This window comes from Marinobacter fuscus (assembly GCF_003007675.1).
Taxonomy (GTDB): domain Bacteria; phylum Pseudomonadota; class Gammaproteobacteria; order Pseudomonadales; family Oleiphilaceae; genus Marinobacter; species Marinobacter fuscus.
The window spans coordinates 42,579-63,173 of sequence record NZ_PXNP01000016.1; the positions used below are offsets into that span (position 1 = coordinate 42,579).

Annotated in this window: 16 protein-coding genes; 13 read left to right on the forward strand and 3 right to left on the reverse strand. The window is 57.4% G+C overall.

Annotated features, from left to right (window positions below):
• The first annotated feature begins 39 nt into the window (after window positions 1-39).
• Window positions 40-1,308, forward strand: a complete 1,269-nt coding sequence (locus tag C7H09_RS04520) for a tyrosine-type recombinase/integrase (protein WP_106761427.1) — start codon at window positions 40-42, stop codon at window positions 1,306-1,308.
• A 295-nt stretch (window positions 1,309-1,603) separates the two neighbouring features.
• Window positions 1,604-2,875 (forward strand): MFS transporter, encoded by a 1,272-nt coding sequence (locus C7H09_RS04525; RefSeq protein WP_106761428.1) that lies wholly within the window; start codon window positions 1,604-1,606, stop codon window positions 2,873-2,875.
• Window positions 2,876-3,009: 134 nt separating this feature from the next.
• On the opposite strand, the gene C7H09_RS04530 is transcribed toward C7H09_RS04525, so the two are convergent.
• Window positions 3,010-3,420, reverse strand: a complete 411-nt coding sequence (locus tag C7H09_RS04530) for a PaaI family thioesterase (RefSeq protein WP_106761429.1) — start codon at window positions 3,418-3,420, stop codon at window positions 3,010-3,012.
• A 246-nt stretch (window positions 3,421-3,666) separates the two neighbouring features.
• Here C7H09_RS04530 and C7H09_RS04535 point away from each other — a divergent pair, with 246 nt between their 5' ends.
• The 10 genes from C7H09_RS04535 (at window position 3,667) to C7H09_RS04580 (ending at window position 15,538) form a co-directional block, all read left to right on the forward strand.
• On the forward strand, window positions 3,667-4,851 hold the full coding sequence (locus C7H09_RS04535) for a thiamine pyrophosphate-dependent dehydrogenase E1 component subunit alpha (RefSeq protein ID WP_106761430.1): 1,185 nt from the start codon (window positions 3,667-3,669) through the stop codon (window positions 4,849-4,851).
• A gap of 1 nt (window position 4,852) precedes the next feature.
• Complete coding sequence (locus C7H09_RS04540) at window positions 4,853-5,830, forward strand: alpha-ketoacid dehydrogenase subunit beta (protein ID WP_106761431.1); 978 nt, start codon at window positions 4,853-4,855, stop codon at window positions 5,828-5,830.
• Window positions 5,831-5,856: 26 nt separating this feature from the next.
• Complete coding sequence (locus C7H09_RS04545) at window positions 5,857-7,461, forward strand: dihydrolipoyllysine-residue acetyltransferase (protein ID WP_106761432.1); 1,605 nt, start codon at window positions 5,857-5,859, stop codon at window positions 7,459-7,461.
• A 9-nt stretch (window positions 7,462-7,470) separates the two neighbouring features.
• Window positions 7,471-9,318 (forward strand): protein kinase domain-containing protein, encoded by a 1,848-nt coding sequence (locus tag C7H09_RS04550; protein ID WP_106761433.1) that lies wholly within the window; start codon window positions 7,471-7,473, stop codon window positions 9,316-9,318.
• A 90-nt stretch (window positions 9,319-9,408) separates the two neighbouring features.
• Window positions 9,409-10,464 (forward strand): NAD(P)-dependent alcohol dehydrogenase, encoded by a 1,056-nt coding sequence (locus tag C7H09_RS04555; protein ID WP_106761434.1) that lies wholly within the window; start codon window positions 9,409-9,411, stop codon window positions 10,462-10,464.
• Window positions 10,465-10,584: 120 nt separating this feature from the next.
• On the forward strand, window positions 10,585-11,553 hold the full coding sequence (locus C7H09_RS04560) for a beta-ketoacyl-ACP synthase III (protein ID WP_106761435.1): 969 nt from the start codon (window positions 10,585-10,587) through the stop codon (window positions 11,551-11,553).
• Between the two features lie 117 nt (window positions 11,554-11,670).
• The gene (gene cysP / locus C7H09_RS04565; RefSeq protein WP_106761436.1) at window positions 11,671-12,675 is read left to right on the forward strand and encodes a thiosulfate ABC transporter substrate-binding protein CysP; all 1,005 of its coding nucleotides are present in this window, start codon (window positions 11,671-11,673) and stop codon (window positions 12,673-12,675) included.
• 9 nt (window positions 12,676-12,684) lie between these two features.
• Entirely contained in the window at window positions 12,685-13,557 is an 873-nt protein-coding gene (cysT, locus tag C7H09_RS04570; RefSeq protein WP_106761437.1) for a sulfate/thiosulfate ABC transporter permease CysT, read from the forward strand.
• The gene (gene cysW / locus C7H09_RS04575; RefSeq protein WP_106761438.1) at window positions 13,558-14,415 is read left to right on the forward strand and encodes a sulfate ABC transporter permease subunit CysW; all 858 of its coding nucleotides are present in this window, start codon (window positions 13,558-13,560) and stop codon (window positions 14,413-14,415) included.
• A gap of 1 nt (window position 14,416) precedes the next feature.
• Window positions 14,417-15,538 (forward strand): sulfate/molybdate ABC transporter ATP-binding protein, encoded by a 1,122-nt coding sequence (locus C7H09_RS04580; protein WP_106761439.1) that lies wholly within the window; start codon window positions 14,417-14,419, stop codon window positions 15,536-15,538.
• A gap of 6 nt (window positions 15,539-15,544) precedes the next feature.
• On the opposite strand, the gene C7H09_RS04585 is transcribed toward C7H09_RS04580, so the two are convergent.
• Window positions 15,545-17,923 (reverse strand): YbcC family protein, encoded by a 2,379-nt coding sequence (locus tag C7H09_RS04585; RefSeq protein WP_106761440.1) that lies wholly within the window; start codon window positions 17,921-17,923, stop codon window positions 15,545-15,547.
• Entirely contained in the window at window positions 17,920-19,533 is a 1,614-nt protein-coding gene (locus C7H09_RS04590) for a proton-conducting transporter transmembrane domain-containing protein (RefSeq protein ID WP_106761441.1), read from the reverse strand. The genes C7H09_RS04585 and C7H09_RS04590 overlap by 4 nt, the downstream gene beginning before the upstream one ends.
• 114 nt (window positions 19,534-19,647) lie before the next feature.
• Here C7H09_RS04590 and C7H09_RS04595 point away from each other — a divergent pair, with 114 nt between their 5' ends.
• The gene (locus C7H09_RS04595; RefSeq protein ID WP_106761442.1) at window positions 19,648-20,565 is read left to right on the forward strand and encodes a LysR family transcriptional regulator; all 918 of its coding nucleotides are present in this window, start codon (window positions 19,648-19,650) and stop codon (window positions 20,563-20,565) included.
• Window positions 20,566-20,595: the final 30 nt, after the last annotated feature.

Below are 20,595 nucleotides of genomic sequence, written 5' to 3' on the forward strand. Positions count from 1 at the left end.
AAGGGCCGTACAATTCACTCTATTCGCTAACTCATCACTATGACCGCCAAAACCAAATTTCCCGGTTTTCCGCTGTTCGACACCGCCGATCGTATTCACGAGCAGTCTGATTTCGAGCTCTATCCGGATCTCAAGTCCGCCCTGAGTGCCTTGTCACTACCCGCTGAGGAAGTTACAGAGGATTTTCGGATTGCGCACCGCTTTCTGGTGAAATACAGCGATGTTAGCGGCACATTTAACCGGTTTCGTGGTGAAGTCCAGCGCTTTCTCAATTACACCTGGCTGATTGCCAGGCGATCGCTGGCCCAAGCGGACAGTGAACTGGTGAGCAGCTACTTTGCGTTTATGAAAACGCCACCGGTCGCGTGGATTTCACGCGGCATTTATCCGGCTTTCATCAGCGATGGTGATCTCCGCCGCCAGAACCCTCAGTGGCGGCCCATGGCACTTCGGGGAAAAAATACGAAAGCCCCCTACTCTGTTACCCAGGCCAGCCTGAATGCCAGCCGAACGGCGTTGCAAACTTTCTTCAAGTATCTGGTTACGCAGGATTATCTGCTTCGCAATCCGCTGCTGGATGTGCGCAAGCGGGATCGCAGCGCCAAGCCGAATCTGACGCTCGACCGCGATGCAGAAGTCCGGCGCTTAACCGATTGGCAGTGGTCCTACCTACTTGAAACACTGACGAAATTAGCCAGCGAGGACACAAAATTCGAGCGGCAACTGTTTATTATTGTGACCATGAAAAGCCTGTTTCTGCGAGTCAGCGAACTGGCGCCCCGGCCGGTGGATCGTGGCCAGGTGCGCACGCCCAGTTTTGGTGACTTCCGGCGTACCGTGGTTGATGGCGAGCCCTACTGGATCTATTCGGTATTCGGCAAAGGCGACAAAACCCGTCAGGTTACGCTGCCAGATGCTTACCTTAACTACCTGAAGCGGTGGCGTGGCCATCTTGGGCTGTCGTCTCCCCTGCCGGTACCGGGTGAATCCTCGCCGATTCTTCCCTCAAAGAAAGGTGATGCCATTGGCAAGCGGCAAGTTCAACGCCTGTATGAGCAGGCTATGGTCGCCACCGCAGAGAGAATGGAACGTGACGGCTACTTTGATGAAGCCAAGCAAATGTTGGCCATTCGCTCAGAAACTCACTACCTGCGCCACACTGGGGCTAGCCAGGCCATTGAGGCCGGTGCCGACATCCGCCACATCAGCGAGGAACTGGGCCACGCTAACGCTACCTTTACCGAGTCGGTATACGTTAATGCGGAACAGGCACGGCGTCGATCCGAGGGGCGGCGTCGATTGGTTTAAGGTTGCCAGGGCAATTCGCAGCTGAACTTAGGTGGGCTTTCGCAGCTTTTCCTCGGTGTTGCCCTGGCCCATGCGGCAACCCGCTCAGCCAAAAATCAGGTTTGTTTGAAAACTTTTGGCAAGCAACCGGCCATCGGATGTCCATATATCCGCCGTCGATATTAAAACGCATCTAACCACCAAGCTCTGGAACAGCGTGGCCCTGAAACGGTAATCCTTCTAATGTGCATATTCACTCTCTTCCTTCAATTCTCTATTATCATTACCACCCTATTTACATGATGCAAAACTCAGTATGCAAACAACATTTTCCAATCGCGCCCCAGAGGCACTGATCAATCCGGTACTGATTGCCGGTTGCATCATCATTCTGGTGAGTTTTGCTATCCGGGCCTCATTCGGGCTCTTCCAGCTGCCCATTGCTCTGGAATTTGCCTGGCCTCGGGAATCGTTTTCCCTGGCAATCGCGATCCAGAACCTGTTTTGGGGTATTGGCCAGCCAATCTTTGGCGCTCTGGCCGAACGGTTTGGTGATCGAAAGGCCATTCTGGCGGGGGGCGTGATCTACGCGCTGGGTTTGGTGCTTTCCGCGTTTGCCATAACACCTGGCCAGCATCAGTTCCTGGAGATTCTGGTTGGTTTCGGGATTGCAGGCACAGGTTTTGGCGTAATCCTGGCGGTTGTCGGGCGGGCTGCGCCAGAGAAACACCGATCCATGGCGCTGGGGATCGCTACGGCAGCAGGCTCTGCTGGCCAGATTGTCGGCCCGCCCATTGCCCAGATGCTCATTGCGCAAATGCCTTGGCAGTCGGTATTCATCATCTTTGCGGGCGCCGTTCTGGTATCAATGTTTGCACTTCATATGCTGCGAGCGCCTCAAAAAGACCAATCCGATACCAACAATGAACCCATGGGAGCCGTGCTCAAAAGGGCACTGAAAGACCCAACCTTCTGGTTCATCTTTATCGGCTTTTTCTCCTGCGGTTACCAGTTGGCTTTTATTACCGCCCACTTTCCCGCATTTATCACCGAAATGTGTGGCCCGATCGGACCGGATAGCCTGCTCTATATTGTCGGGGTAACGTCTGCGTCCGGGCTGGGTGCAATATCCATCGCCATTATTGGCTGCTTCAACATAGGTGGCACCTTGCTGGCAGGCTGGTTGGGCCAGCGCTATTCTCGCAAATACCTATTGGCATCCGTGTATCTGTTGCGAACCCTGGTGTCCGCCGCTTTCATTATCGCCCCGATTACGCCAGAAACCGTCGTGTTGTTTTCGATTGCCATGGGCTCACTGTGGCTGGCAACGGTGCCGTTAACATCCGGATTGGTGGCCCATATCTACGGTTTGCGTTACATGGGTACGCTTTACGGGCTGGTCTTTTTCTCCCACCAGCTAGGCGGATTCCTGGGGGTCTGGCTGGGTGGTGCCATGTACGATATGTACAACGATTACACCATTGTCTGGTGGGTTGGTGTTGGCGTAGGGGCTATTTCTGCCCTGATACATTTGCCGGTAAAGGAATTGCCGTGGACACAGCGAGCATACGCTGCCAGCGCTGCTTAGGCGCCTGAGCCCGGCAGCGCACTGGTCTAGACGAGAAAGCTCAATCGAATCCCTGATTCCATGATGATGGGAACCGGGGGCTTTCTTACCACTCGGAACGGATCTTCACTAAAGGCGCAGCCTGACTTCTGATTTCACTCTTCCATCGGCGGTATTGAATAGGTACCACTGGCATGAGCAACCGGCTCGTCATCCCCCTCGGAATAGAGAAACACTTCGCCCACGGCCAGTGACCGCCCCAACTTCAACAGGCGGCATTCGGCAATCACAGCTCGATTGGCTTGCGGCTTACGCATGAAATTGATGTTCAGGTTGGTGGTCACGGCCATGGCCACCAGGCCCAGCGAGCCGAGAATGGCCGTGTAAATTGCCGCATCTGCCATGGCCATCAGAACAGGGCCTGACACCGTGCCACCAGGGCGAAGGTGGTTGTCGGAGACCGGCTGGCGCAAAGTGGCCGCTTTGTCTCCCAGAGACTCAATCGTGAAGTCCGAATTTGGAAAATTTTCACGGAAAAAGGCTTCAAGTGTTTCTTTGGAGATCATTTTTTACCTCACTGATGGTCGGTTCGGCGCAGCCCAGTATAGCGATGTCCGGCTGAAAATGGCGGGATTCCGGGCTTCTCAAATCACAAACCTGGATACAGGGCTATGCTGAGGCGGACGTTTACGTTAAGGTAAAGCTCGGGCCGCTGAAATCACACCAGATTTTTGCGTGCTATCGACTATGATAAAGAGGCATGCCCAAAAGGCGTGTTCTGTTCCTCAGGCCACTACCCAAGGAAGAGGATTATGACAACAACAAAACCGAAAGTTGCGTATTCTCCTGTATTTACCGATGGTGGGGAGTTCCAGATTCCCACCTTCAAGCTGTTGAAGCAGGACGGCAAGCTCTACAAGAATGCCAAGGCTCCTGATCTCGACAAAGACAAGGCCCTCCGGATTTACCGAGCCATGGTAACCACCCGCATACTGGACGAGCGTATGCTGGCTGCCCAGCGGCAAGGGCGCTTGAGCTTCTACATGCAGTGTACCGGCGAAGAGGCCGCCGTGGTTGGCAGTGCCGCAGCACTGGATGATAACGACATGATCATGGCCCAGTATCGGGAGCAAGCCGCCCTCGCCTATCGCGGCTTTACCATCGACGAGTTCATGAACCAGTTGTTCGGCAATGAACTCGACTATGGCAAAGGCCGCCAGATGCCGGTGCATTACGGCTCGAAAAAACTCCATTACATGACCATCTCCTCGCCCCTGGCCACCCAGATTCCGCAGGCGACCGGTTATGCTTACGGTCAGAAATTGGCCGGTAAGGGCCACTGCACCATTACCTATTTCGGCGAAGGTGCCGCTTCTGAGGGCGACTTTCATGCCGCGCTGAACATGGCAGCGGTGCATCGGGTGCCGGTTATTTTTCTCTGCCGTAACAATGGTTACGCCATTTCCACGCCAGCCACCGAGCAGTTTGCCGCTGACGGCGTGGCCCCGCGGGCCTACGGTTACAAAATGGATGTTATCCGGGTAGACGGTAACGACATTCTGGCCATGTATGAGGCCACCCGGCAGGCTAGAAAACTGGCGGTAGAACACAACCGGCCTGTTCTGATTGAGGCCATGAGTTACCGCCTGGCGGCTCACTCCTCCTCCGACGATCCCTCTGGCTATCGCAGTAAAGATGAAGAAGCCGTTTGGCGCGAAAAAGATCCGATTCTCCGGATGCGCTTGTGGCTGGAAAGCAAAAAATGGTGGAGCGAAAGCGACGAGAAAAAGCTGCAGGAAAGCATGCGTCGTGAAGTACTCGAAACCATGAAGCGGGCGCAAAAACGTCCCCCACCTCCCCTGGAAACCCTGGTTACCGACGTGTACGACGAAGTGCCCCCGGCCTTGGCCGAGCAGTTCGACAAGCTGAAAGCGCACATCCGGCAATACCCGGATGAGTATCCGAAGAGTGCCGAGCACGCCAAGGGAGGAGCCTGATATGACAAAAATGAACATGCTCCAGGCTATCAATAACGCCCTGGACACCGCCATGGCAGCGGACGAACGAGTACTGTGCTTTGGTGAAGACGTGGGTGTGTTTGGCGGCGTTTTCCGCGCAACCAGCAACCTGCAACAGAAATACGGTAAATCCCGTTGCTTTAACACCCCCCTGGTTGAGCAGGGCATTATCGGGTTCGCCAATGGCCTGGCCGCCCAAGGCTCTGTGCCGGTGGCAGAAATTCAGTTCGCCGATTACATCTTTCCCGCGTTTGACCAGATCGTTAACGAGTCGGCCAAGTACCGCTACCGTTCTGGCAACTTGTTTGATGTCGGTGGGCTCACCATCCGCTCACCCTACGGTGGCGGTATCGCCGGTGGCCTGTACCACTCCCAGTCGCCGGAGGCCTATTTCGCCCACACGCCCGGGCTGAAAGTCGTGGTTCCACGCAATCCCCACCAGGCCAAAGGCCTGCTGCTGGCAGCCATCCACGACCCAAACCCCACATTATTTTTTGAACCCAAGCGGTTATACCGGGCGTCGGTTGGCGAAGTTCCCGACGGCGATTACCGCCTGCCGTTGGGTGAAGCGGAAGTTATTAAGGAAGGCACCGACATTACTGTGCTCGGCTGGGGCGCCCAGATGGAAGTGATTGAGCAGGCAGTGGAGCGTGCGGAAAAAGACGGCATATCCTGTGAAGTCATCGATCTGAGAACCATCCTGCCCTGGGATTACGAGACCGTCGCCAATTCAGTCTTCAAGACCGGCCGGTTGGTTGTCACCCACGAAGCGCCACTGACCGGGGGCTTCGCCGGAGAAATCGCCGCCACCATACAAGAACGGTGCTTTCTGTATCTGGAATCCCCGATTGCACGGGTCACCGGGCTCGACACCCCCTTCCCCCTGGTGCTGGAGAAAGAGCATTTGCCCAACCACTTGAAGATTTACGATGCCATTCGGGCAAGTGTCGAATTCTAAGCGGATATCAGGACAGGAGTGCAACGATGAGTGATTTTATTCTGCCCGATATCGGTGAAGGTATCGTGGAATGTGAACTGGTCAAATGGCTGGTTAGCGAAGGCGAGGTTATCGAGGAAGACCAGCCGGTGGCCGAGGTAATGACCGATAAGGCGCTGGTCGAAATTCCGGCTCCCTATAAGGGGCGTGTCACCCGCCTGTATTATCAGGAAGGCGAAATCGCCAAGGTTCATGCGCCGTTGTTTGAGCTGGTGGAAGACAGCAACGCCGCTGAGGTCTCAAATCACAACGCTGCCCCGGCACAGACGGAATCCGAAGCGAGCGCTGAGCCGGCGGAGCCTCCGCAGGCGAAGGAAATTAACTCGTCCGCGGGTGACAACGCCAGTGAGGACTTTATCCTGCCGGATATCGGAGAAGGCATCGTCGAGTGCGAGGTCGTGGAATGGCGCGTGGCCGAAGGCGACGAAATTGAGGAAGATCAGCCGGTGGTCGACGTCATGACCGACAAGGCCATGGTGGAGATTACCGCCCCCAAGGCTGGCCGTGTAACCAAGCTATATCACGAGCAGCAGGCCATGGCGAAGGTTCACGCGCCGCTCTTTGCGTTTATTCCTCGCGACCGCGAGGATGAGGACGACCGTCCCAGGCCAGCAGCGCCCGTGGTATCCAGGGAAACCGAGCCCGCAAGGGCCGAGCCGGTGTCGACTGGCAGCCGGCACCGGATACCCGCCAGCCCGGCAGTGCGGCGGCTGGTTCGCGAGCATGATCTGAAACTGTCGGACATCGCCGGTTCCGGTAAGGATGGTCGGGTCTTGAAAGCGGATGTGTTGGCCCACCTGGATCAAGCCACCCGGTTGCCCGAAACATCGGCGAAAGACGCCCGCTCCGCTGCCCGCAACGCGGTGCCGCCACAGCCGCAGGAATCTCAAGTACGCATTGAGCCGATCAAGGGGATGAAGGCGGCGATGGCCAAATCCATGGTGAAATCGGCCACCACGATACCGCACTTTATCTACAGCGAAGACATTGACGTTACGGACTTGCTGAAGCTCCGGGAACAGCTGAAGCCAGAAGCAGAAGCTCGCGGCTCGAAACTGACGCTGATGCCGTTTTTCATGAAGGCCATGGCATTGGCCGTGCAGGAATACCCGGTGTTGAACAGCCAGTTGAACGATGATGTGACTGAAATCCACTACCTGCCCCAATGCAATATCGGTATGGCTGTGGATGGCAAAGCCGGATTGATCGTGCCCAACATCAAAGGTGTCGAAAAGCTGACCTTGCTGGGGATCGCCGACGAGGTAGCCCGGTTAACGGAAGCAGCGAGATCCGGGCGGGTCAGCCCGGAGGATCTCAAGGGCGGTACCATTACCATTTCCAACATTGGTGCACTGGGTGGCACTTACGCTGCGCCCATCATCAATGCACCGGAGGTGGCGATTGTCGCGCTGGGCCGAACCCAGAAGTTGCCCCGCTTCGATGCCAGCGGCCAAGTGGTAGAGCGCGCTATCATGACGGTGAGCTGGGCCGGTGATCACCGCATTATCGATGGCGGTACCATCGCGCGATTCTGCAACCTCTGGAAAGGGTATCTGGAGTCGCCTCAGACCATGCTGCTGAAGATGGGCTAAGCGGTGGGTATGGAGCAGGAACAGCATCTCCAGCAGTTCTACATACCCGAAGAGCAGTCCGTTTACCTGCTCAGCCACGACGATGCCAAAAAGCTCAAGGACTGGGTGGCGCTCTGCGCTGCCCAGCTTCGCCAACTGGGTTATCAGGACATCGAGCTGATCGGCAAAGGTGCCTATGGCTTTGTGTTTGCCGGTCGATTGCCGGGGTATCCGCCCGGAGGCCCGGAGCACGTCTTCAAGTTTACCCGCATTACCCTGCCCCAACACCTGCAGGATCGGCTCGAAGATGAAGCCTACACGCTTGAAAAGGTAAGTCACTCCCGGGTGCCTCGGCTGATCGCTTATCTGCGGGCCAACAACCAGCCCTTTATGGTGATGGAGCGGGCACCGGGGCTGAACCTGGAGGAGATCTCGCTGCGTGAGGGGCGGCTCAAACCGCGGCTGATCGTACGCATTGCCGATCAACTGGCGGACATACTGCGCAATCTGCGTCGCGAGACCGGCCTGGCGGGCCGCCCTATTGTGCACGGTGACATCAAACCTTCAAATCTGGTGTTTGATGAGAATACCGAGAACGTTGCTCTGATTGATTGGGGCTCATCGGTATTTGCCCAACTGGATGCCAACCAGCAGTTTGTCACCGCCAACGTGATGGAACTGATGTCGGACAACCTGCAACAAACCAACGCTCGCCTGGGCGATGTGTATTTTATTGGCGAGGAACAGTTGAACGGCTGCCTGTCGTCACCCCGGTTTGACGAGCAGGGTGCCGCCGGAACGCTGTACGCTCTGGCGTCAGCCCAGTCCTGCCGGTTTGGCAGCCGGGTGATCCCAGCCAGTTCCCTGGGGCTGCCAATGGAATTCGCCCGGATGCTCGACGGCATGCTGTCTCCGGACCTGGATACCCGACGCAAGGCGGGTGACTACTACCTGCGGGAAATGCCGCGTATGGCACGGACGGTGATGATCGACTTACCGCAGCCGCCAGTAGTGCCGCAAGTGCCGGTGTGGGTCCGGAAAACCGGGCGGGAGATCGACACCGTGGTGTACAGTTCGCGCAAATCCTTCCTGCGGGAGGAAGGCGCGCCGGAAACCCTGAACGACGTTAACGATGTGCAGCTGGATCGCTACTACAAAAATTTCATGCAGGGCATGGGCGATACCGAAAAAGCCTTTTTGGCGGCGGTCAGTCGCCTTGGACGCTACCCCGTGGAAGGTGGTCTGGCGGTGCGCTGGGAAACCGACGGCATCTATATTGATACGTCGCTGAACCTGCGGGATCCGGACCTCAAACCGGCCTTTGTGCAGGCGGTCAATAATATGGTGTATCTCGCTCAGGCCATTTACCGTAAAGGCATTTTCAAGAGCTGCCTGTTTAACGCGCGTAACACCCTGCACGTAGAGCGCGACGATGCCAGCCAGCCGTTCCTGATCGACCCGGATTTAGCGTTGCATTATGAAGTGAGCGCCGCCCCGGATGTGGAGGATGAAACCCGCGTACACTCGTATTTTGAAGACGGCCCCGACCCGGAAGAGTTCCTGGTACTGCCCGACACCATCATCTGTGCCCTGGAAGCCCTGAATAGCATCCACCACACCGGCATGATTATTTTCGAGGCCTTGCCTCGCCACCTGAAGATCCACAGCCACTATCGCCTGCTCGACCCGGCTCGTGAGCCCGAGTTCCGGCGGCTGCTCGGCCAGATTCTGTCTGCGGTTGAAGAAATCACCGGCCTGGGCGTATCGGGTTTTATGAAGATGCCCTACAAAGACACCCGATTCTTCCCGCACATCGAATGCTTGCCGGATCGTTACTATCCCCGTAACCCGAGAACCGATCACGCACTCCGAACGTAGGTTACAATCTAATTTGCTTGGGGTGCTTGCGACATTCACAGCACACTAAGTACTCCGAGCCATCCATTACACCGAACAAGGAGCAAACGAATGGCGAACACCAAAGCCTATGCAGCCACCAGCGCCGATTCCGGTCTGGCAGCTTACGCCATCGACCGCCGTGAGTTGCGGGCAGATGACGTAGCCATCGAGATTGATTACTGCGGCGTTTGTCACAGTGATCTCCACACGGTTGAAAACGACTGGGGCGGCTCCAAATACCCGGTTGTTCCCGGGCACGAGATTATTGGCCGGGTTACCGCTGTTGGTTCCGGGGTGACCCACTATAAAGAAGGCGACATGGTGGGGGTTGGGTGCATGGTCGACAGCTGCCGAACTTGTTCTGCCTGTGAGTCTGGTCTGGAGCAGTATTGCCTGGACGGTTCGACCATGACCTACGGCGGTTTCGACCGGCACGACGGCTCCATCACCCATGGCGGCTACTCCGAACGTATTGTGGTCAGTGAGCGATTTGTGGTGCGGATTCCCGAGAATCTCGATCCCGCCAGCGCCGCGCCTATTCTCTGCGCAGGCATTACCACCTACTCGCCGCTCAAGCACTTCAATGTTGGCAAAGGCCACAAAGTGGGTGTTCTGGGTATGGGTGGCCTGGGCCACATGGGCGTGAAAATCGCCAAGGCACTGGGCGCGGAAGTCACCATCTTTACCCGCTCCGAGGCCAAAGTGGCCGAAGCGAAAAAACAGGGTGCCGACCATGTGATCATTTCCACCGATCCGGAGCAAATGAAAGCGGCCAAAGGTTCCTTTGATTACCTGCTGGACACCATCCCTGTGGCCCACGATCTGAACCCCTACCTGAACTGCCTGAGCTACGATGGCACGCACATTCTGGTAGGCCTGCTTACACCGATTGAACCTGCCGTCCAGGCTGGCTTGCTGGTGACAAAACGGCGGGTGATTGCCGGATCACTGATCGGCGGTATGCCGGAAACCCAGGAAGTTCTCGATTTCTGCGCTGAGCACGACATTACGTGCGATGTGGAAATGTTGGACATCCGCCATATCAATGAAGCTTACGAGCGCATGAAGAAAGGCGATGTGAAGTACCGCTTCGTTATCGACATGAAAACCCTGAAAGACAGCTGACCTGCGTCGACTACCCGGGCTATGTCGCCGGGTAGTCTTTGACAATCCGCTAATAACCAATCCACTTGCAAAGCGTTAGCATGGGTCTATCGTTACTCTAATAATCATCGAGACGTATTCATGACCTTTGCACGCATTGCCGGAACCGGTTCCTATCTGCCGGATAATATTGTGACGAATCGCGACCTGGAGCAGCGGGTAGATACCTCTGACCAGTGGATTCGTGAACGCACGGGTATTGAGCAACGGCATATTGCGCCCGCAGGCCAAACCACCGTCGACCTTGCTGAACAAGCCGCCTTGCGCGCCATTGAAGCCGCTGGCATTAAAAGTACCGACATCGATCTGATCGTATTTGCCACCACCACGCCGGATAAAGTGTTCCCCAGCTGTGCCTGTATTCTGCAAGCGCGATTGGGCATTCAGGGCAGCCCGGCCTTTGATATTCAGGCCGTTTGCAGCGGCTTTGTGTACGCCCTGGCCACGGCAGAGAAGTTCATTCGAACCGGTACCAGCAAGAAGGCTCTGGTGATCGGCGCCGAAGTTTTCTCCCGCATACTCAACTGGGAAGACCGCACCACCTGTGTGCTGTTTGGTGATGGCGCTGGCGCTGTTGTGCTTGAGGCCAGTGAAGAAACCGGCGTGTTGTCTACGCACCTGCACGCTGATGGGCGTTACGAAGAACTTCTGCACGTACCCTGTGGCGTGGCCAACGATTTTGATGCAGTGAAGGCTGGCAAGGCCTTTGTGGAGATGAAGGGCAACGAAGTCTTCAAGATGGCGGTGAACACCCTCGGCCGGATTGTGGATGAAACACTGAGTGCCAATCAGATGGAAAAATCCGACATCGACTGGCTGGTGCCGCACCAGGCGAACCTGCGCATCATCAAGGCAACGGCCAAAAAGCTGGATATGGCCATGGATCAGGTGGTGGTTACCGTTAACCGCCATGGCAATACCTCGGCCGCATCGATTCCCCTGGCGCTGGATGAAGCCGTGCGGGATGGCCGGATTCAGCGTAATCAGGTGGTATTGCTGGAGGCCTTCGGTGGTGGCTTTACCTGGGGCTCGGCATTGTTGCGGTATTGATGCAACCGGGCCTTATTCCGATTTGTTGTTTGAATATTTATTTATAATCTTTTTCGTTCTTATAACTTTTTGATAGATTGCTCCTCAGTTTGAAGTCATCACCCTGAGGAGCTCTTCATGAAGCATCTGTTCAAAGGAATCGCACTGGGCGCTGCCCTGCTCTCCACTCAACCGGTTCTGGCCGCAGATCGCGAGCTGCTCAACACCTCCTACGATATTGCCCGGGAACTGTTCGCGGCTTATAACGTAGAGTTCGCGCAGCACTGGCAGGAAAAAACCGGTGAGACGGTTGAAATCAAACAATCCCATGCCGGCTCCTCCAAGCAGGCTCAAGCCATCATTCAGGGCCTCAAAGCCGATGTCGCCACCTTCAACCAGGTAACCGACATCGACATTCTCCACGAGCGTGGAAAGCTGATACCTAAGGACTGGGCCCAGCGCCTGCCCAACAACAGCTCACCTTACTACTCCACCATGGCCTTCCTGGTACGCGAGGGTAATCCGAAGAACATCCAGAACTGGGACGACCTGATTCGCGAAGACGTTCAACTGGTCATGCCGAACCCGAAAACCTCCGGCAACGGTCGCTACACCTATCTGGCGGCGCTGGGTTATGCCCAGGAGCGTTTCGGCGATGATCAGGAAAAAATTGACCAGTTCATGGCCGACTTGCTGGGTCAGGTGCGAGTGTTTGATAGCGGCGGCCGTGGTGCCACCACCACATTTGTCGAACGTGGCATTGGTGACGTATTGCTGACCTTTGAGTCCGAAGTGCTGAACATTGCTGACCGTTTCGAAAACGGTGAATATGTTGCGGTCACGCCCAAAGTGAGCTTCCTGGCCGAGTTCCCGGTGACACTGATCGACGAGTACGCGGAACAGAACAACAACAGCGAACTGGCTAACGAGTACCTGAAACACCTGTACACCGAAGACTCCCAGCGTTTGCTGGCTGGTTTCAACTACCGTGTACACGATGAAACGGTGAAGGCAGAAACGGCGGATCGGTTCCCGGCCCTGACTCTGCTGTCGATCGACCAGATTGCCGGTGGCTGGAAAAACGCCATGAACACCCACTTCAGCAGTGGCGGCAAACTTGATCAACTCCAGCGTCGTCGGTAAGAGCACCTGATGTCGACGTCCGCCCAAGCAGGCGCCGCCCCCGTGCGGCGCTTTGCCAGTCGTAGCAAACGGGTCTTACCGGGATTCGGACTGAGCCTCGGTATTTCCCTGTTTTTCGTCAGCCTGGTTTTGCTGCTGCCCATGACGGGCCTCGTGGTGGAAACCGCCGGTATGACCCTGGATCAGTTCTGGTTCACCATCACCGATCCACGGGTGGTCGAGTCTTATAAAGTGACCCTCTGGACGGCCCTTGCCGCCTCGCTGTTTAACGGGTTCTTTGGTTTGTTGCTGGCCTGGGTGTTGGTGCGCTACGAATTTCCGGGCAAACGGTTGATTGACGCTGTGGTCGACCTACCCTTCGCACTGCCTACGGCGGTCGCCGGTATCACTCTGGCTACCCTGTTCGCTCAGAATGGCTGGTATGGCCAGTGGTTGCTTAAGGCAGGTATCGAAGTGGCCTACACGCCCATCGGCATCGTGGTCGCCATGGCCTTTACCAGCATTCCCTTTGTTGTCAGAACCGTACAGCCGGTTCTTGAAGAGCTTTCACCCGCCGATGAAGAAGCGGCCGTTAGCTTGGGAGCCTCTGACAGCCGGGTGTTTCGTAAAGTGATCTTCCCGTCGTTGTGGCCTGCGCTCGTTACCGGTGTTGCCCTGTCCTTCACCCGCAGCCTGGGTGAATTCGGCGCCATTATCTTTATTGCTGGCAACACTCCTTATATCAGCGAAGTGACCAGTTTGATGATTTTCATCCGCTTGCAGGAATACGATTACGCTGCGGCCAGCGCAATTGCCTCGGTGGTGCTGCTGGTCTCTCTGGTGCTGCTGTTTGCCATCAACCTCTGGCAGGGCCGTTATCTTAAACGGCTGGAGGGTCGCTAGATGGCCACCCATAGTCGTCGTATCGGCGATCAACCCTGGGTTCGGCGCAGCCTGATCGGGCTGGCGTTGATGCTCACCTTGATTCTGCTGGTGATTCCGGTGGTCGTCATCTTCGCCCAGGCCCTGAGTGCCGGGTGGAGTACCCTGGCATCCAACGTGATGGATGAATACACCCTGGATGCCATCGGTCTCACCCTGTTTGTCGCCGCGCTGACAGTGCCCTTGAACCTGGTGTTCGGCACCGCCCTGGCCTGGTCGGTTACCCGCTTCCGGTTTCCCGGTCGCAAACTGTTGATCACCCTGATTGATATTCCCTTTGCCGTCTCCCCAGTGGTGGCTGGCTTGCTGTATCTGCTCCTGTATGGCCGCAATGGATGGCTGGGTGGCTGGTTGAGTAGCTACGACATTCAGTTGATGTTTGCCTGGCCCGGTATTGTGATGGTGACGGTTTTCGTAACCAGCCCCTTTGTGGCCCGGGAGCTGATACCGCTGATGCAGCAACAAGGCAGCGAGGAAGAAGAAGCTGGCGTGGTGCTGGGGGCATCCGGCTGGCGGATATTCCGAAAAATCACCCTGCCGAACATCAAATGGGCGCTGATTTACGGTGTGGTTCTGACCAACGCGCGCGCCGTGGGTGAGTTTGGCGCCGTGTCCGTTGTCTCTGGCAACGTTCGTGGTGAAACCAATACCTTACCGCTGCATGTTGAACTGCTTTATCAGGATTACAATATCGTTGGCGCCTTCGCCAGTGCTGCTTTACTGGCCGCCATCGCCATTCTTACGCTGATCGCCAAAGCCTTTGTTGAGTGGCGACAGGCCCGAACCGAACACGCGACCCCCGCAGAAGGAGGTGTCTGATATGAGCATCACCATCGATCGGATCAACAAACGCTTCGGTAACTTTACGGCGTTGAACGATGTCTCTCTGGAAATTCCCGAAGGCAAACTGACCGCACTGCTGGGCCCGTCCGGTTCCGGCAAGACCACCCTGCTCCGGATTATTGCTGGCCTTGAATCCTCGGATTCCGGGCGGGTGCTGTTTGGAGGCGATGACGTCAGTAACTTGCACGTCCGTGATCGGAACATCGGCTTTGTGTTCCAGCACTACGCCCTGTTCAGGCACCTGACCGTGGCTGAGAATATTGCCTTCGGTCTGGAGTCCCTACCCCGCAAAGAGCGGCCCGGTAAGCAGGAAATCCGCCAGCGTGTAGAAAAATTGCTGGAGATGATTCAGTTACCGCAATTGGCCAACCGGTATCCTTCCCAGCTGTCCGGTGGTCAGAAGCAGCGGGTTGCCCTGGCCCGCGCCCTTGCCACTCAGCCTCGAATCCTGCTGCTGGATGAACCCTTCGGGGCACTGGATGCCAAAGTTCGGAAGGACTTGCGCCGCTGGTTGCGGGCACTGCACGACGAATACCACTTCACCAGCATCTTTGTGACCCACGATCAGGAAGAAGCGCTGGAGCTGTCCGATCAGGTGGTGGTGATGAGCCAGGGCCAAGTCGAACAGGTCAACACACCCACGGCTCTGTATGCCCGCCCAGAGAGCCGGTTTGTGTTCGATTTTCTGGGCCACGTCAACACGGTGGTTGGGCTGGTTAAGGGCCAGAAGCTGGTACAGGGCGACGCCTGGATCTCCTTGCCGGGCGTTCGCAACGACCAGGAAGCCCAGCTGTATCTTCGCCCCCACGAGGTGCAATTGGCCAGAGCGCCTTCGGTAAAAGCAAAACTGCCGCTGCGCATTGCGTCTATTAGCCTGATCGGCTCGGAAGTGCGTATCGAGCTGATGCCAGAGGGTTGGCAGAGCGACGAAGTCTGGGAAGTGGGCATGAGCCACAGCGAGTTTGCAAGGCAAAGCCCCACCCGGGGCGAGCTGTGGTACGCGGTGCCAGAGGTGGGCCATCTGTTTCTGGCAGATGGCGCCGAACCCCGGACAATTGACTGGCAGTATACGGAGGCTGCCAACGCCAGCAATATGTGAGTGCGGTCAGGTGGTTTCCCACCGGCCGCCGCGGTATCTCTGAATGGTCTGGCCATCTGTGCGGTATAACCACAGCCAGCGGTTTTCAATCAGAGCGCCCACATCGGTATGGCTGGCAAGCACCGCCTCTATGCGTTCTGCCGGCGCCTGAATCACTACCGCAAGCCGCATGGGTTCATGGCGCCAGTGCTTGCCGTCAAACACTGACTGCAACGGAAGACCCTGTCGCAAGTCCACATCGTTACCTTCGATCACGCCCAGATTGCCGCCCACCACGGAGTGCAGCAGCTTGTTGCCAGCACCAAATACCGTTGGGCGCGCTACGGAGCCGAAATACTGCAGGTTGATCCAGTTGGCAACCACCATGGGCGCCGCCATGAGAGCCGCGAGCACATCGCCCTGCTTATCCAGATCCGGGTCGTATTCCTGCAGAAAGCAGCGCCCCGCCAGGTTGGCGTTGCGGGTCAGGCTTCTGGAGCCAATCACCATCGCCGCGTTATTGGCCAGCCCCCATTCCGGGCGCACCTCCGCCCAGTTGCGGGTGCGACGTTTGAGTTCAGCCAGCAGTCCAACGTCTGTTTCGCCCTTAAGACCAAGCACCGTGGCCCGTTCGCGGCGACAATGAGTGCCTGCGGCCGCCAGCTTTTGTTTGAGGGTGTCGAGAATGCGGGCGGAACCCTCCGGCAGTGCATCGGCATCAAACACCCTGACCTGATCGGTCACGGTGCAATGCTCAGCGGCCAGTACCCGGGTTGTTTCCGGTAGCACAATGCCCCGGCCGGCCAGACCCTGCCGGACATCCGGAGTATTGAGCAGCGCTGCTGCGGCACGGGCGTTCACCCCGCCATTGTTGCCACCACAGGCGCCACACGCCAGCCCTGCTTCGTTCGGATTGTTGTCGGTATGGGCTCCATGGCCCACCAACAGGACAATCGGGGCAAAGTTTGCCGTGAGCGACATGGCACTCAGTATTCCTTCGGCCAGATCTACCCGCTCTTGCAGTGGCAACGGTTGTCCGCCCATGGTTTCCAGGTAGCTGTTATACCCGGCGTCTGTTGTGGTGGTATTACGGTTGAGGCCGTCCCGCACCAGTTTCCAGGCCCAGGCAAGGCCGGTGGTTTCCACCAGGGTAAACGTTGAAAGACTGGAATACTTGGCCCGACGCACCGATTCACGAACCTGTTCCCGTTGCTCGAGTGATCGCGACAGTTTCGCATCGGCTGCGGCATCACCCAGGGTATCGGACAAGCGGTAGGCAGGCGCCAACAATCCGGGTAGCCGGGGTTCCGACGTTCCGGTGCCATGGCGCGCGTGGGCAATGGGCATTCCAAAGAAGCCCGCAACGCCCAGAGTTTGCACGGCAGGGTACTCGCTTTCCAGGTGGCGTCGCAGCACTTCAGAACGGACGTCAATACAGAAAGCTGCCTGCACCTCGGTGGGCTGTGGCTTCTCGGGCTCGGATTGCCGACGGTTGCAGGCCAAATCCAACTGCGTTAAAAACCGCTTTTGCCAGGCCAGCTCATAGGCGTTGTGCCATACCCAGAGATTCTGAGTGTGCCAGTCCGGCGTCATATACGCCTTAAGTTCTTTCAGGCGCTCGTGCCAATGCTGGCGCTCAGCCTCTGTCAAGCCGATGGCTGCGTCGTGTTCACAACTCAACCAGATCGTTGCCAGTTGGGCACAGAGCCCGGCAGCGCCAGAATTATCAGGCTGCTCCAGCCCGGCTCGCCAGTCCATCCCACGACACCAGGCGGCCCAGCCCGGCAACTGCCCAAGCAGATGCTGAATCGCCCAGGGTCTTTGGGCATCGGTGTATGGCAGTTGTGCGCCGAAATGCGTCACTGCCGCTTCCCAGCCATCCGGTGCAGCTCCCGATTTGCCCGATTCTTCCAGCCAGAACTGCCAGAGCGTTCGTTGGCCAACGGGAACTTGCCAACGGCTCTGGCGCTGGTCGAAGTAGCGCATGCAGGCCTGGCCAATTTGCTCGCGGGCCAGCCTTAGTGCCTCGGAGTTACTGGCAAACCCAGCCAGTGCCGAAGGAAATCCGTGGGGAGACGTGCTCCCGGCCCGCAGCTGCTCTACCAGCTGTTCGACGGTTGTCGGCTCACCGGCAAAGCTGGCCGCCTGCTGCAGGTCGCTATCCTTGATTCGTCCGCTCCGCCAGGCGCTCAGGTAGAAGGCAGGTGGCATCAACATACCACCTGAACACAGCATCTCCCGCTCGAACGAGGCCGTTTCAACCGCCTGATGCCGCTGCCCCCACCAGGGGTTCACCGCAATCCAGCGATCCAGTGGCCACATCGGGGCAATCCCCTCGCAGGCCTGGATGACCTGCGCGGCTATAGCTGACGACTTCACCACTGGGGCATTGACAGGTGCATTCATGACTTCTCTCCTGACAGACTTGCATGGGATTGGGTATCACCGCTCTGGCGAGCCTTCCGGTCGAGCCAGGCATGGGCCCAGCGACGGGTTAATGCCTCAAAGGGACGATCCAGGTGGAGCCCTTGGCTGAACTGCCGCTGCAGCAGTTGGGCCACACGACTTTGTGGCAGGAAAAACAGCATCAGCGACAGAGCCACCAGCGCGGCCAAAGTGGCCCAGGCCAGCAAGGCGGCCAATCCTGGCAGCGGCACTTCGTTGGCGGCAGGCAGTGCCGCACCAAAGATCAGATTCAGAAAGCCGTAAAGAGGCACAAGCGAAATGGCGAGCAGTGCCACTCGTGCCTGGCTGGCCAGTCGCCAGGGCGCCGGTGCGCCGAGCACCGTAGCCGCCACCGCCAGTATCAGCAGGCCCGCCAGTACCGGTTTATGGGCCACCAGTTCCGGTGCCAGCCACAGTAAAACGGCGGCGATGCTTGCGGTTCCCAGCGCCAGAGCCAGTATCAGGGGGTGCGCGCCGCCACTGTGTACCGGCCGGGACACCTTTACCGTTCTGCCCACCGCCAGGAACGAATGGGCCTTGTAGACCGAATGCGCCAGCAGATGCAATAGGGCCAGGGTGTAGGCTCCCAGCGCGATCTCGAACAGCATGAACCCCATCTGAGCATTGGTAGACCACACCAGCGTGTGCTTTGCGGAACTCTGGGTCATCATGGTGAACACCCCCACCACCGCGGTGCTGCCACCAACGACCAGCAGAATCAGGTGCCCGGGCGTAAAGCCATCAAAGACCGGGAACATCCGCAGCCACAGAAAACCGCCCAAATTAACCACGCCCGCATGGAGCAAGGCAGACACCGGTGTAGGCGCTTCCATCATCCGGATCAACCAACCGTGGAATGGCAGTTGGGCGCATTTCAGGGCCGCAGCGATGGCCAGCAACACCGATGCGACCGTCAGCTCCATGGACTGTGCCGGCAATTGCCCGGCCATTGCGTAGATTTCCGGTAATCGAAAACTTCCGTAGTGACTGCCCACCAGCAGAACCGCGCCCAGAATGGAAAGATCACCCAGACGGCTGGCAATGAATTTCTGGGCGGCGGCCAGCCTCGCCTGCGGGCGGTCGGCATACAGCGTCAGCAACTGATGAAGCGCCAGGCTCACACCAACCCAGGCGCCCGCAAGAACCAGCAAGTGATCGGTAAACACCAGCACCAGAACACTGGCAACTGTGAGCAGGAACCAGGGCAAAAAGTCGTTGAATGCCGAATCGTTGCGCAGATAGTCGCGTGCGTACCGCAGAATTGACCATGCCACCAGGGCGACCATCAGGGACATCCACACCGCCAGCCCGTCGGGCTGGAGCCCGAAGCGGTTGCCCAGCCCCGGCAAACCAAATGTCAGGCCCCAATGGCCCGCCAGCAATGCAGCGCCGATGGCCAGGGTTGCCATCAGAAGTGCCTGTAACAGCCGCTCGGCCAAACGCCAGCAGTGGTGCCGTTTAGCCGTGTTCTTTGTCCAGTTAGCAAAGCCCGCCAGCATAAACAGGCAGATCGGAATCGTGAGCCACGCCAGAATCAGCGTGTAGGAAATCGAAGTGGTGATTGGTGTCATGATTGGCTCCTTCAGATTTCGCCTACTATGCAGCCCGCCAATCCATATATAAAATGGTTTATAAAGAACAATTCGTTCACATAAAGCGAACAATAAAAATGAGCCGGACACGCCATGCGACTGAACTATCATCATCTGTATTATTTCTGGATGGTGGCCCGCACCGGTCACCTCACCCGCACTGCGGAATCCCTCCATATCGCGCAATCGGCGCTGTCGGGCCAGATCCGAAAGCTGGAGGACAATCTTGGCTACGACCTGTTTATCCGGGAGGGGCGGAGGCTCCGGCTGTCTGAAGCCGGGCGGGTAGCCTTTGCCTACGCGGATGAGATTTTCCGCCAGGGCGATGAACTGGAATCACTCTTCCGAACCGGCAAGCTGGCCAACCGGGACACCCTGAAAGTGGGGGCTGTGGCCACTCTGTCACGAAACTTTCAGGAAGGCTTTCTTCGCCCTTTGCTGGGCCGGAAAGATCTTGTGCTGAAACTGGAAAGTGCCAGCCTGGAGGATCTGTTGCGACGCCTGTCGGCGCACCGACTGGATCTGGTGTTGTCGAATCAGCCGGTGCATGGCGATGAGGAGAATCCCTGGCGGTGTCGGCGGATCGCACGGCAAACGGTCAGTGTGATCGGCCCGCCCGGCCAGGAAAGCACCGGTGCCTTTCCTGCGCTGTTGCAGGAACAACCGCTGATTCTACCGGATGCCAGCAGCAACATTCGTCAGGCCTTTGATCAGCTTTGTGAGCACCACCAACTACGGCCGGAGATCATTGCGGAAGTGGATGATATGGCCATGATGCGATTGCTCACCCGTGACAGCGGCCATTTTGCGATCTTGCCGCCGGTGGTTGTGCGCGATGAGCTGAAGAATGGCGAGCTGACCGACTACGGTGCCTTGCCCGGGGTTTACGAGGAATTCTATGCCATCCGCATTCGCCGACAATTCGAATCGCCAGCTCTGCGGGAACTTATGGCGCAGAAGTCTGAACAATTGCTGGCGTTAGAAATCCCCGGCGCAGTCTCCCAGGATTGAGGGTCGGCCGGGATTCTGATGTAAGGATTT